Annotated in this window: 14 protein-coding genes; 7 read left to right on the top strand and 7 right to left on the bottom strand. The window is 68.6% G+C overall.

Annotated elements, in window-relative coordinates; all coding sequences use genetic code 11:
* Position 1: 1 nt before the first annotated feature.
* The gene (ctaE, locus tag ACSMFO_RS36260; protein ID WP_073848452.1) at positions 2-625 is read right to left on the bottom strand and encodes an aa3-type cytochrome oxidase subunit III; all 624 of its coding nucleotides are present in this window, start codon (positions 623-625) and stop codon (positions 2-4) included.
* Between the two features lie 95 nt (positions 626-720).
* Between ctaE and ACSMFO_RS36255 the strand changes: the two genes are divergently transcribed.
* The 3 genes from ACSMFO_RS36255 to trpD all read left to right on the top strand — a co-directional run bounded on the left by ACSMFO_RS36255 (position 721) and on the right by trpD (position 2,638).
* On the top strand, positions 721-1,137 hold the full coding sequence (locus ACSMFO_RS36255) for a hypothetical protein (protein WP_436462092.1): 417 nt from the start codon (positions 721-723) through the stop codon (positions 1,135-1,137).
* A gap of 61 nt (positions 1,138-1,198) precedes the next feature.
* Complete coding sequence (locus ACSMFO_RS36250; RefSeq protein ID WP_016336048.1) at positions 1,199-1,609, top strand: hypothetical protein; 411 nt, start codon at positions 1,199-1,201, stop codon at positions 1,607-1,609.
* Between the two features lie 3 nt (positions 1,610-1,612).
* Complete coding sequence (gene trpD, locus ACSMFO_RS36245) at positions 1,613-2,638, top strand: anthranilate phosphoribosyltransferase (RefSeq protein WP_436462091.1); 1,026 nt, start codon at positions 1,613-1,615, stop codon at positions 2,636-2,638.
* 78 nt (positions 2,639-2,716) lie between these two features.
* Here the strand turns inward: trpD and ACSMFO_RS36240 are convergent, their stop codons facing one another.
* Positions 2,717-3,682, bottom strand: a complete 966-nt coding sequence (locus ACSMFO_RS36240) for a helix-turn-helix domain-containing protein (RefSeq protein ID WP_436462090.1) — start codon at positions 3,680-3,682, stop codon at positions 2,717-2,719.
* Positions 3,683-3,734: 52 nt separating this feature from the next.
* On the opposite strand from ACSMFO_RS36240, the gene ACSMFO_RS36235 reads away from it, so the two are divergent.
* Complete coding sequence (locus ACSMFO_RS36235; protein ID WP_037344733.1) at positions 3,735-4,130, top strand: cupin domain-containing protein; 396 nt, start codon at positions 3,735-3,737, stop codon at positions 4,128-4,130.
* On the opposite strand, the gene ACSMFO_RS36230 is transcribed toward ACSMFO_RS36235, so the two are convergent.
* Entirely contained in the window at positions 4,127-5,089 is a 963-nt protein-coding gene (locus ACSMFO_RS36230; RefSeq protein ID WP_350597651.1) for a GlxA family transcriptional regulator, read from the bottom strand. The two genes, ACSMFO_RS36235 and ACSMFO_RS36230, sit on opposite strands and share 4 nt — an antisense overlap.
* An 82-nt stretch (positions 5,090-5,171) precedes the next feature.
* Between ACSMFO_RS36230 and ACSMFO_RS36225 the strand changes: the two genes are divergently transcribed.
* Positions 5,172-6,047 carry a DMT family transporter gene (locus tag ACSMFO_RS36225; RefSeq protein ID WP_038522794.1) on the top strand — a complete coding sequence of 292 codons (876 nt, stop codon included), beginning with the start codon at positions 5,172-5,174 and terminating at the stop codon, positions 6,045-6,047.
* A 64-nt stretch (positions 6,048-6,111) separates the two neighbouring features.
* On the opposite strand, the gene ACSMFO_RS36220 is transcribed toward ACSMFO_RS36225, so the two are convergent.
* On the bottom strand, positions 6,112-6,531 hold the full coding sequence (locus ACSMFO_RS36220) for a cytochrome c oxidase subunit 4 (protein ID WP_037344731.1): 420 nt from the start codon (positions 6,529-6,531) through the stop codon (positions 6,112-6,114).
* Between the two features lie 40 nt (positions 6,532-6,571).
* Positions 6,572-7,510, bottom strand: a complete 939-nt coding sequence (gene ctaC / locus ACSMFO_RS36215) for an aa3-type cytochrome oxidase subunit II (protein WP_360089059.1) — start codon at positions 7,508-7,510, stop codon at positions 6,572-6,574.
* Between the two features lie 192 nt (positions 7,511-7,702).
* Between ctaC and asnB the strand changes: the two genes are divergently transcribed.
* Positions 7,703-9,637 (top strand): asparagine synthase (glutamine-hydrolyzing), encoded by a 1,935-nt coding sequence (gene asnB, locus ACSMFO_RS36210; RefSeq protein ID WP_436462089.1) that lies wholly within the window; start codon positions 7,703-7,705, stop codon positions 9,635-9,637.
* A 56-nt stretch (positions 9,638-9,693) separates the two neighbouring features.
* Positions 9,694-10,350, top strand: coding sequence for an alpha/beta fold hydrolase (locus ACSMFO_RS36205; protein WP_436462088.1), 657 nt, complete (start codon positions 9,694-9,696; stop codon positions 10,348-10,350).
* On the opposite strand, the gene ACSMFO_RS36200 is transcribed toward ACSMFO_RS36205, so the two are convergent.
* Together ACSMFO_RS36200 and ACSMFO_RS36195 are read right to left on the bottom strand one after the other, a co-directional pair.
* A complete protein-coding gene (locus tag ACSMFO_RS36200) occupies positions 10,339-10,992 on the bottom strand; it encodes an SMI1/KNR4 family protein (RefSeq protein WP_436462087.1) in 654 nt (217 codons plus the stop codon). The genes ACSMFO_RS36205 and ACSMFO_RS36200 overlap by 12 nt on opposite strands.
* Before the next feature lie 86 nt (positions 10,993-11,078).
* Positions 11,079-12,068, bottom strand: coding sequence for a carbohydrate kinase family protein (locus ACSMFO_RS36195; protein WP_143202733.1), 990 nt, complete (start codon positions 12,066-12,068; stop codon positions 11,079-11,081).
* Positions 12,069-12,080 lie beyond the last annotated feature (12 nt).

The following is a 12,080-nucleotide window of genomic DNA, read 5'->3' as shown; positions in this document are numbered from 1 at the left end:
TTCACGGAAGGATGTAGATCACCGCGAACAGACCCACCCACACGATGTCGACGAAGTGCCAGTAGTACGACACCACGATCGCCGAGGTGGCCTGGGCCGGGGTGAACTTGCTCAGCTTGGTGCGGATGAGCAGGTACACGAACGCGATGAGCCCGCCGATGACGTGCAGGCCGTGGAACCCGGTCGCGAGGAAGAAGACCGTGCCGAACGGGCCGGACGGGATCGTCATCCCCTCTTCGATCAGGTGGAGGTACTCGTAACCCTGGCCGCCGACGAAGATCGCGCCCATGATCAACGTGATGATGTACCAGCGTCGAAGGCCGAAGACGTCGCCCTTTTCGGCGGCGAACACGCCGAACTGGCAGGTGAACGAGGACGCCACGAGGATCACCGTGAACGGGATCGCCAAGGCGATGTTCAACTCGAAGGGCTCACCGTGCAGCGGCGGCGGCCACTGACCGGTCGCGTTCTGCGCCTTCACGGTGAAGAACATGGCGAACAGTCCGGCGAAGAACATCAGTTCGCTGGACAGCCACACGATGGTGCCGACACTGACCATGTTCGGCCGGTTCAGCGAGTGGACCCGCTGGCTGATGGTGGGAGCTGCCGTTGTCACGCGTCGCATTATGTCCTCTCACGCATGGCGCCCGCCGGGTGGGTCCACGGCGGGTCGCGTGCGTGTCGGGTCACATCTGAACGAAAGTGGGAACCGGGCTACTCATGGGTTTACTAGATCGGCTTCGTGACCTGGTCAGGAAGCCTTCCGCGCCGAGCCTGACGATCGACACGCCCGGCGTGGAGATCGTCGTGGAGGCGTTCGATCCGGCCGAGGCGGACTCTTCGGCGTTGGCGAGATCACCCGCTTGGGTCGCCGAAGCGCCCGCGATCCTGCGGCATCACTTGAAGCTGCCGCCCGAAAAGGTGGCGGAGGCGGCCTCGATCCTCGCCCAGGACGGCTGGGAGCTGCGAGAACAGGCACCCGACGGCGACTTCGCCCTCGCGCACGCACTGCGCGTCCAGACCCTCGACGCGCTGCACTGCGCGCAGGAACGGTCACGGATGGCGGGGCTCGCGCAACGGCTCGGCGGCGACTCCCTGGGCTGGGACGCGCTCCAGCCGTCGGGTGCGTCCACGTGATGTCGGTCATGGCGGATAACATCGCGGGGTCGACATGACTAGACGAGGCGGAGGCGCGCTCATGGGCGAGCAGGCGATGCGGATCCTGGTGTTCAGCCACAAGGCGGAGGTGCGCGAGGCGATCATCAACGCCGTCGGCCGCAGGCCCGCCGCCGACCTCGGCCGGGTGGACTACACCGAGGCGTCCGGCATCTCCGAGGTCCTCGTCGAGATGGACGCGGGCAACGTGGACCTGGCCATCCTCGACGGCGAGGCCCAGCCGACCGGTGGCATCGGGCTGACCCGTCAGCTGAAGAACGAGATCGAGGACTGCCCGCCGATCGTGGTGTCGGTGCGGCGCAAGGACGACCGCTGGCTCGCGACCTGGTCGCAGGCCGACGCGGTGCTGGTCCACCCGCTCGACCCGCTGACCGCCGCCGAGACCGTCGCCGACGTGCTGCGCGCCCGGCGGGTGCCGGCCGTGCACGGCTGAGCCGTGACCGCCAAGACCTGGCCGTCCCTGCTCAACCAGCTCATCGCGCGCGCGGATCTGTCCGAGGAGGACACCGCGTGGGCGATGGACCAGATCATGAGCGGGGCGGCGACGCCCTCCCAGATCGCCGGATTCGCCGTCGCGCTGCGCGCGAAGGGTGAGACACCGGCGGAGATCTCCGGCATGGCCGACGCCATGCTGGCGCACGCCAAACGGGTCACCATCGACCGGCCGTCGGTGGACATCGTCGGCACCGGCGGCGACCGGTCGAACTCGGTCAACATCTCCACCATGGCCACGGTGGTGACGGCCGCGGCGGGTGCCCCGGTGGCCAAGCACGGCAACCGGAGCGCGTCGTCGAAATCCGGCGCGGCGGACGTGCTGGAGGAGCTGGGCGTCACGATCGACCTGCCGCCGGAGACGGTCCAGCGCAGCGTGAACGAGCTGGGCATCGGCTTCTGCTTCGCGCCGAAGTTCCACCCGGCCCTGCGCCACGCGGGCCCGACCCGCGGCGAGCTCGGCGTGCCGACGACGTTCAACCTGCTGGGTCCCCTGACCAACCCGGCGCAGCCGCGCAGTTCGCTCATCGGTTGCGCTTATCAGGACAAGACCCGCGTGCTGGCCGAGGTGTTCGCGCGGCGCGGCATGACCGTGCTGCTCGTGCGCGGCGACGACGGCCTGGACGAGCTCACCACCACGACCACGAGTTCGGTGTGGGTGATCTCCGGCGGCGAGATCACCGAGCGGAGCTTCGACCCCGCTTCGCTGGGCATCGCCAGGGCGACCGCGGACGACCTGCGCGGCGGGGACGCCGCCCACAACGCCGCCGTGTTCCGTCAGGTGATGGCCGGGAAGACCGGGCCGGTGCGGGATGCGGTGCTGCTCAACTCGGCGGCCGCGCTGGCGGCTTTCGCCGGGTTCTCAGGGTCGCTGGAAGACGATCTGGCGGCCGGGCTCGAACGAGCGGCGTCGGCCATCGATTCGGGCGCCGCCGCGGACCTGCTGAACCGGTGGATCGCCTTCGCCTGACGCCCACCAGTGCGTTTCGTCCTCTGAATGCGGTAGTTGCGCGTGCAAGGACCGCATCCAGAGGACGAAACGCGTCGGTCACGAGGCCGTGCGGAACCGCGCCCGGTAAGCCGTAGGCGTCAGTCCCGTAGCGCGCCGAAGCTGCGTACGCAGGTTCGCAGCGGTCCCGAAACCCGAAGCCCGCGCCACCCGGTCCAGCCGCTGCTCCCCGCGCTCGATCAGCCGGCACGCCAGCGCGATCCGTTCCGTCGTGAGCCACGCCAGCGGCGTCGTCCCCAGTTCGGCCCGGAACCGCCGGTGCAGCGTCGCCTGGCTGGCCGCCGCCCGCGCGGCGAGGTCGGCGACGGTGAGCGGCCGGTCCAGCCGTTCGCGCGCCCACGCGAGCACCGGCGCCAGCGACGTGTCCGGCACCGGCGGCAGCGGCCGTTCGACGAACTGCCGCTGCCCGCCATCACGGTGCCCGGCGAACACCAGCCGCCTGCTCACCGCGTTCGCGATCTCGGCGCCGTGGTCACGACTGATCAGGTGCAGCCCCAGATCGAGCGCGGCCGCGCTGCCCGCCGCGGTCAGGACGTCGCCGTCGTCGACGAAGAGCACGTCCGGCTCCAGTAGCACTTCGGGATACAGCTCCCGGAAGAGCCCCGCCCACTTCCAGTGCGTCGTCGCGCGGCGCCCGTCCAGGACCCCCGCCTGCGCGAGGGTGAAGGCGCCCGTACAGAAGCTCACCAGCCGGGCACCCCGCTCGGACGCGGCGCGAACGGCCTTCAGCACCGATTCCCTGGCCGGGCTCTCCGGATCGGGCCGGTTGGGCACGATCACCGTGTCGGCGGTCTCCGCGGCTTCGAGCCCGGCGACCCCGCTGAGGGTGAACATGCCCAGATGCATCCGCACGGACGGCTCGGCCGCGCACACCGTGAAGTCGTACCAGGGCCTCCCCAGCTCCGGCCGCCGCAGACCGAAGAGCTCGGTCGCGACGCCCATTTCGAAGGGGTTGGAGCCCTCGTCGACCAGGATGGCGACCTTGTGCGAGGAATCATGCGACATATGCGATTCCTAGCACTCACTCCTCCGGCGGTCCAGTGACGAGGATCGGGGCATGAGCAAGCAGCCGATCGATCTGGAAACCGCGCTGGCCGGGTTCGACGAGATCTGGAGCCCCCGGATCGTCGCCCACGTCAACGACTACGACGTCCGTCTCGCCAAGGTCGCGGGCGAGCACGTCTGGCACGTCCACGAGAACACCGACGAGTTCTTCCTCGTGCTCGACGGCACCTTGGACATCGCGTTGCGCGAGGAGGGCGGCGAACGCGTCGTCACGCTGCCGCGCGGTTCGGTTTTCGTCGTCCCGCGCGGGACGTTCCACAAACCGTCCTCAGTGGACGGTGCGTCGCTGCTGCTGTTCGAGCCGACCGGAACGCTCTCCGTCGGCGACGAGCACGACGAGGTCCCCGACCATGTCCAAGTGACAGTTGGACAGGAAATCTCCTTCTAGCCTGCGGAAAACGTCCTGCGGTACGCGCTCGGGCTGGTCCCCCGCAGCTTGCCGAACTGATGCCGCAGCGCGGCGGCCGAGGCGTATCCGCAGGCGACCGCGATGTCCTCAATGGACAGACGGCCTTCTTCGAGCAAGGACTGCGCACGGTCCAGGCGGCGCTCGGTGAGCCATCGGTGCGGCGTCGTACCGGTGGCCGCCGAAAACCGGCGCAGGAACGTGCGCTCCCCCAGCCCGCTGCGACGGGCGAGCTCCGCGACAGTGAACGGCTGGTCCAATCGCCGCTCGATCCATTCAAGCGCTTCGGCGAGCACGGTGTCGTCCGGCGCGGCGGTCTCGGGCACCGGCGCCTGCACGAACTGTGCCTGCCCGCCGACCCGGTGCGGCGCCGCGACCATCCGCCTGGCCAGCGTCGTGGCGGCGGCGACACCGCGCAGCTCCCGCACGAGATGCAGGCACAGGTCGACTGCGGCCACGGTTCCCGCGCTGGTGAGAACGCCGCCGTCGTCGACGTACAACGCCTTCGGATCCACCTTCGCCGTCGGGAAACGCGACCGGAACTCCTGTTCGTAGACCCAATGGACGGTGCAATTGCGCCCGTCGAGCAGCCCCGCGTAGCCGAGCGAGAAGACGCCCGCGCAGAAGCCCGCGACCCAGGCACCCCGGCTCGCCGCGTCGCGCAGGACCTCGAGCACCGGCTCCGGCGGGCTCGCGCTGCGCGGTGCGCAGGTCGGGACGATCAGCAGATCGGCGGACGCCGCGAAGTCCAGGTCCCGCAGGCCGTCGAGCCCGAAGCCGGACCAGCTCAGGACGTTCGCGCCGCCGGGCGAGCAGACCGCGAAGTCCCAGCCCTCGATGCCGTCGGCGCTGCGATCGGTGCCGAAGACCTCGCAGGCGACGCCGAGTTCGAACGGCGAGACCTGGTCGGCGAGCACCACCGCGACCTTCTTCACATCCATCCGGACAGTGTGTCACAAGTTTTGCGGTCGATGTCATCTCTGACACTGGTTGAACGCGGACACGAGGGCGAAAGTGGTCGCCATGAACAAGAACAACCCCGTGTTGCAGTGGACGGCCGCGATGGCGCTGTCCGGCACGATCGGCGCCGTCGTCCTCGAAAGCGGCGCCGACGCCCCCGCCGTGGCGTTCGCGAGGAGCCTCGTCGGCGGTCTGCTGCTCCTGGTGTGGAGCGCGGCTCGCGGCTGGCTGCGCCCGTGGACGCTCAGCCGACGCGACCTGCTGCTCGCCGTGCTCGGCGGCCTGTTCCTGGTCGGGAACTGGGTGCTGCTGTTCGCCTCGTACTCGCTGTCGTCGATCGGGGTCAGCACCGTCGTCTACCACACGCAGCCGCTGATGCTGGTCGGTCTCGCCGCGGCGTTCCTCGGCGAGAAGATGGCGAAGAGCCAGCTGGTCCGGGCGCTGATCGCGTTCGGCGGAGTGACCCTCATCTCACTGTCCGCGCACGGCGCCGACGGCAAGCCCGTACGGCTGGCGGGGATCGCGCTCGCCCTCGGCGCGGCCGCGCTCTACGCCGGCGCCTCGTTCGTCGCGAAGCAGCTCACGCACGTCCGTCCGCACGTCCTCGCGGCCGTACAGCTCGTGACCGGCACGATCGTGCTCGCACCCGCCCTGCTGGTCACGCCGCTGCCCACGGACACCTCAGGGCTGCTGTGGCTGGTCCTGCTGGGAACCGTGCACACCGCGCTGATGTACGTGCTCATGTACGCGAGCATCGGGAAGCTGCCGACCACGACGGTGGCGCTGCTGTCCTACGTCTATCCGGTGGTCGCGGTGGTCGTCGACGTCCTCGCCTACGGGCACCGGCCGACCTGGCCGGAAGGTGTCGGGATGCTGGCCGTCCTGGCGGCCGCGCTGGCCCCGAAACGCGCGGAGGCACGCCAACCCGCCCGCGTTTAGTCCTCTGAATGCGAAAAGCGGCGCCCGGTCCGAAGACCGAGGCGCCGCTTCCGGCGTCAGAACGTCACTCGTGGTTCGGACCGGTGTGGTACTCGAACACCAGCCCGCCGATGGCGATGATGACCAGGCCCAGCGCGATGATCAGCAGCCAGACGTGGAAGAACGCGAGCGCGACACCGGTCAGCGCGGCGGCCGCCGCGAGACCGATCGGCCAGTAGCTGCCCGGGCTGAAGAAGCCCAACTCACCGGCACCGTCGCTGATCTCGGCGTCTTCCCGGTCCTCCGGCCGCGGCTCGATGCGCCGCGCCACGAACTGCAGGTAGCTCCCGGCCAGGAAGGCCAGGCCACCGGTGAGGATCAGGGCCACCACACCGACCGGCTCGACGCCGTCCCGGGTCATCGTTCCGGTCATGTACGCGTAGATACCCGCGACGATGACGGAGAAGACCGCGACGAGGAAGAAAATCCGTCCTTCGACCTTCATGGACGTTGCCTCACTCCTGTTTCGGGCTCGAACAGCCGGGTCAGTTGGACGCGACCCGCGCGGTGCGGTCGGTGTTGAACGGGGTGGTGGTGACGGCGTAGGGCGAGCACAGGTCGCCGCAGTTCATCGCCGTCAGCGCTTCGGAAGCCGTGTTCGGCTTGCCGCTCTTCGGGTTCACGGTGCCGCGGAGCTGGATGTACTGCGCGTACTTGTCCGGCGAGAGCGCCCTGACCTCGAAGTTCATCCCCGAGTGGTAGGTGCCGCACAGTTCGGCGCAGCGGCCGACGAACGAACCTTCCTTGTCGATCGAGTTCTGGAAGGTGAAGTCCTGGTTGTTCTTCTCCGGGTCCGGCATGACGTCCCGCTTGAAGTGGAACTCCGGCACCCAGAACGAGTGGATGACGTCGGCCGACCGCAGGTTGTACTGGATCGTCTTGTTCGTCGGCAGGACCAGCAGCGGGATCTCGGTCGAGCTGCCGACCGTGGTGATCTCGGGGTCCTCGTGGTTCTTGGAGTCGCTCTTGTACTTGAACTCCCAGTTCCACTGGAACGCGACGATGTCGACCGTGACGTCCGGGTTCTCCGTCTCGGCGAGCACCCGGTTCTCGGTGGTCGCGGTGAAGAAGAACAGCACGCAGACCATGATCGTCGGGACGACGACCGTGAAGATCTCCAGCGGGATGTTGTACTGGAACTGACGGGGCAGTTCCTCTTCCGCGCCGTCGGCGGTCTTCTTCTTCCGGTGGAAGATCGCGGTCCAGAAGATCAGCGCCCACACGATGACACCGACGGCCAGCGCGGCGACGACGGTCCACGTCCACAAGGTGCGCATGTCGTGCGCCTGCGGGGTCACCCCGACCGGCCAGCCGAAGCGGAGGATCTCGTCCCCGGAACAGCCCGTCGCGGTCAGCATCACCAGCGCGGCGAGCGCTGCGACGCGACCAGCCCGCTTAACCGGGATGCGCTCTGGATTTCCCACTGCGCCTTGCCCTTTCACCCAGAGCCTCCTCGACCGATCTTTGTGACAGCCGGAGCCTAGCCGAGTTGCGGCGCCGCGCTGACCAAGGGGTGACCCCAACACGCGTATCCCCCACCACATCCGGGTGTACACACCCACCGGCATACTGGGCCCTTCTCCCCGCTCGGCCAACAAGAGGTGTGTGAACTAGACGTGTGCGGCCTGCTTGGACTGATCTGTTCGACCGAAGCCGACGCTGCGAGCGCCCGTGACGCCGTCGACGCGGCCATGCGCTGCCAGCGGCACCGCGGCCCCGACGAGCACGACACCTGGGCCGACGCCGAGGTGGTCTACGGCTTCAACCGGCTGGCCTTCATCGACGTCGACCACGCCCACCAGCCACTGGTGTGGGGTCCGCCGGAGGCTCCGGAGCGCTACACGCTGAACTTCAACGGCGAGATCTACAACTACAAAGAGCTGCGTGACGAGCTGGCCGCCGGGCACGGTGCGAAATTCGCCACAGAAGGTGACGGCGAGGCCATCGTCGCGGCGTACCACTACCTCGGCGACGAAGCGGTCAAGAAGCTGCGCGGCATGTTCGCCTTCCTGATCTGGGACTCGCAGGAGAAGGTCGTCTTCGGCGCGCGGGACCCGTTCGGCATCAAGCCGCTGTTCTACTCGGCGGGCCCCGGCAAGGTCGCCTTCTCCAGCGAGAAGAAGAGCCTGCTGGAGCTTTCGAGCGTGCTCGGCGTCCAGGACGAGCTGGACAAGACGGCCCTGCAGCACTACCTGGTGCTCCAGTACGTGCCGGAACCCGAGTCGATGCACACCGGTATCCGCCGCGTCGAGTCCGGCACGTCGTTCCGGGTGGTCCCCGGCGGTGACGTCGAGTTCACGCGCTACTTCCACCCCACGTTCAACGCGAAGCCGGTGAACAGCCAGGCCGAGGCCGACGAGCTGTACGAGCGCATCGCCGATGTGATGCGCGACTCGGTCGGCAAGCACATGATCTCCGACCCGGACGTCACGGTCGGCGCGTTCCTCTCCGGCGGTATCGACTCAACGGCGACCGCGACGCTGGCCAAGGAGCACAACCCGAACCTGATCGCGTTCACCACCGGGTTCGAGCGCGAGGGCTACTCCGAGGTCGACGTCGCCGCCGAATCGGCCGCCGCGATCGGCGTGAAGCACGTGGTCCGCACGGTGTCGGCGGACGAGATGATGGAGGCGCTGCCGCTCATCGTCTGGTACCTCGACGACCCGGTGGCGGACCCGGCGCTCGTGCCACTCTGGTTCATCGCGCGCGAAGCCCGCAAGCACGTCAAGGCGGTGCTGTCCGGCGAAGGCGCCGACGAGCTCTTCTGCGGCTACACGATCTACAACGAGCCGATCTCGCTGGCGCCGTTCGAGAAGATCCCGGGCGGGATGCGGAAGATCATCGGCAAGGTCTCCACGAAGATCCCGGAGGGCACCCGCGGCAAGGACCTGCTGCGGCGCGGGGCGCTGCCGCTGGAAGACCGCTACTACGGCAACGCGCGCAACTTCCGCGACGACCAGCTCCGCAAGGTGCTGCGCACGTACGAGGACGGGATCGGCTTCAAGGACGTCACCGCGCCTTGGTACAAGATCTCCGAGAACTGGGACCCGGTCGCGCGTATGCAGCACGTCGACCTCTACACCTGGCTGCGCGGCGACATCCTGGTCAAGGCCGACAAGGTGACCATGGCGAACTCGCTGGAACTGCGCGTGCCGTTCCTCGACGCCGAGGTGTTCAAGGTCGCCTCGACCATCCCCCTCGACCAGAAGCTCGCGCACGGCACCACGAAGTACGCGCTGCGCCAGGCGCTGGCGAAGATCATCCCCGGACACGTGCTGAACCGGCGCAAGCTGGGCTTCCCGGTGCCGATCCGGCTGTGGCTGCGCAACGAGATGTACGACTGGGCCAAGGGCATCATCTCGGACTCGCGGACCGACGCGCTGCTCGACAAGAAGGCCGTCCTGGCACTGCTCGAAGAGCACAAGGCCGGGCAGCTCGACCGCAGCCGTCAGCTGTGGGCGCTGCTGGTGTTCATGCTGTGGCACGGCATCTTCGTCGAGAACCGCATCAAGCCCGTGGTGCCGGAACCCGTCTACCCGGTGAAGCTCTAGTCACGACTCGTGACGCCGGCCTTCACCGTGGATGCGGTGGAGGCCAGCATGGAGCGATGGACTTCGTCCTCGTGCACGGCACGACGCAGAGCCCGGCGGGCTGGGACAGGGTGGCGAAGCTGCTCACCGCCGCCGGGCACCGCACGATCGCGGTGGATCTGCTGACCCCGCGAGAACTGCCGGTCGAGGGCTACGCGCAGCACGCGCGAGACCAGTACGACGGCGAGCGGCCGGTGGTCGTGGCGCATTCCGGCGCGGGAGTCCTGCTGCCCGCGATCGCCGAAGCCCTCGACGCGAGGGCGCTGGTGTGGGTCGCCGCCTACATCCCCGATTTCGCCGGTGGGCGGAGCCTGCGGGACGAGGCGCGGGACGTGCTCGAACCGGACTGGATCGGCGTGGACCCGACGGCGGATCCCGAAAAGGCGTCGGAATTCCTCTTCCACGACTGCGATCCCGAGACCGAACGGCTGGCGCTCGACAGCCTGAGATTGTTCAACCCGGCTGTGCTCGCGGCGCATCCCGCCGGGGCGGCGCCGGAGATCCCGTCGACGGTGATCGTCCCCACTCGCGACCGCACTCTCCGGCCGGATTGGCTGCGGCGGGCAGCCAGGGAGCGGCTCGGGGTCACCGCGATCGAGATCGACGCGGGGCACTGCCCGCAGATGTCCAGGCCTGCCGAGATCTGCGGGATCCTGACCGGATCACGGCGATAGCCGCTTCAGGGACTCGGTGAGCCAGGCGTCGTACCAGGCCGTGAAGGTCGGCGTGGGCCCCAGGTCGATCACCTCGCCCGGGACAGAAGGGCCCGAGCGGTCGGCGTGGGCGGGCATCCAGCCCCACTCGTCCATATCCCACAGCGATCCCGCCAGTTCGCCGGTGGTGACCAGCATCGTGAAACCGCTGCAGCCCTGTTCGCTGATGGCGACACAACCGGGCAGGTCGGACCTCACCTCGATGCCTTTGAGCCAGCCGCCCTCGGGATCGCGCCCCCGGTCACGCCATTCCTGGTGAACCCGGCGAGCGTCTGCCGCGGTGAACGGGAATTCTTCGGCCGGCTTCAGGTCCTCGGCCCACTCTCGCAGCTCGGTCATGTCCAGCAGGCCGTGATCGGGCCCGGCACCGGCGCCGACCCGGCACAGAAAGTCGCGATAGTCGGCCGGGAACTCGACGCCGAGATCGGCCTCGGCTGCCGTGACCTCGGCTTCGTCCTGCGGTTGGCTGCGATACAGGTGTGTGTGGGCGCCGAAGATCACGAACTTGTCGTCGTACCGGCGCAGGTGGTGAAGTGACTCCGGGAGGTCTTCCTCGATCGCTCGCAGTCGCGCGAGTTTCGCCGCGAGGGCATCGGTGTTCACCGGCAAAGCTGAAGGGGCCCTTCCTCGCGTCTCACGCGGTGAAAGGCCCCTTCGCTGCATCACATGAGGGGAAAGTCCCCTTCAGCTCACTCCGGCAGGATCGCCGCGATCTCCTCGGCGGACTCCGGCCCGAAGGCCTCCTTGAGCCGGCCCAGGACGTCGGCGCGGTCGAAGGACCACTCCTGCGTGCCGACGGTCTCCAGCACCAGCACGGCGATCAGCGAGCCCAGCTGCGCCGAACGCTCCAGGCTGAGCCCGCCGTCGATACCCGCGATGAACCCGGCGCGGAAGCCGTCGCCGACGCCGGTCGGGTCGACCTTGCCGCGTTCCGGGACGGCGCCGATCTGCAGCGCGAGGCCGTCCTTGCCGATGATCTCGACGCCCTTCTCCCCGAGCGTCGTGATCCGCATGCCGACGCGGTCGAGGACCTCGGCCTCGGTCCAGCCGGTCTTCTGCAGCAGCAGTTCCCATTCGTAGTCGTTGCTGAACAGGTACTTCGCGCCCTCGATGAACCCGCGCACCTGCGCGCCGTCCATCCGGGCCAGCTGCTGCGAGGGGTCGACGGCGAAGGTGTAGCCGCGCTGGCGGCATTCCTCGGCGTGCCGGACCATGCCTTCGGGGTCGTCCGGGCTGATCAGCACGAGCGACAGTTCGCCGGCGTGCGCGGCGACCGGAGCCAGTTCGATGTTGCGGGATTCGGCCATCGCGCCGGCGTAGAAGGTCGCGATCTGGCAGAGGTCCTCGTCGGTGGTGCAGACGAACCGGGCGGTGTGCGCGACCTCGGACACCAGCACCCCGGCCGTGTCGACGCCGTGCCGCTCGAGCCACGAGCGGTAGTCGGCGAAGTCGGAGCCCACCGCGCCGACCAGGATCGGGCTCTTGCCCAGCACCCCGAGACCGAAGGCGATGTTCGCGCCGATCCCGCCCCGCCGCACGACGAGATCGTCAGCCAGGAAGCTCAGGGACACCCGGTGCAGCTGCTCGGCGATGAGCTGCTCGGCGAACCTGCCCGGGAAGTGCATGAGATGGTCGGTTGCGATACTGCCGGATACTGCGATCCTGGCGCTGGCTGCCACCGGTTCTCCTTG

The organism is Amycolatopsis sp. w19, from assembly GCF_051373225.1.
In the GTDB taxonomy this organism is placed as follows: domain Bacteria; phylum Actinomycetota; class Actinomycetes; order Mycobacteriales; family Pseudonocardiaceae; genus Amycolatopsis; species Amycolatopsis japonica.
The sequence above is the reverse complement of the archived record's forward strand: the minus strand, read 5'-3'. Positions and strand labels throughout refer to the sequence as shown.

Coding starts and splice junctions, on each gene's coding strand:
- ctaE (WP_073848452.1), bottom strand. CDS start 625: ATGCGACGCGTGACAACGGCAGCTCCCACCATCAGCCAGCGGGTCCAC.
- ACSMFO_RS36255 (WP_436462092.1), top strand. CDS start 721: ATGGGTTTACTAGATCGGCTTCGTGACCTGGTCAGGAAGCCTTCCGCG.
- ACSMFO_RS36250 (WP_016336048.1), top strand. CDS start 1,199: ATGGGCGAGCAGGCGATGCGGATCCTGGTGTTCAGCCACAAGGCGGAG.
- ACSMFO_RS36240 (WP_436462090.1), bottom strand. CDS start 3,682: ATGTCGCATGATTCCTCGCACAAGGTCGCCATCCTGGTCGACGAGGGC.
- ACSMFO_RS36235 (WP_037344733.1), top strand. CDS start 3,735: ATGAGCAAGCAGCCGATCGATCTGGAAACCGCGCTGGCCGGGTTCGAC.
- ACSMFO_RS36230 (WP_350597651.1), bottom strand. CDS start 5,089: ATGGATGTGAAGAAGGTCGCGGTGGTGCTCGCCGACCAGGTCTCGCCG.
- ACSMFO_RS36225 (WP_038522794.1), top strand. CDS start 5,172: ATGAACAAGAACAACCCCGTGTTGCAGTGGACGGCCGCGATGGCGCTG.
- ACSMFO_RS36220 (WP_037344731.1), bottom strand. CDS start 6,531: ATGAAGGTCGAAGGACGGATTTTCTTCCTCGTCGCGGTCTTCTCCGTC.
- ACSMFO_RS36205 (WP_436462088.1), top strand. CDS start 9,694: ATGGACTTCGTCCTCGTGCACGGCACGACGCAGAGCCCGGCGGGCTGG.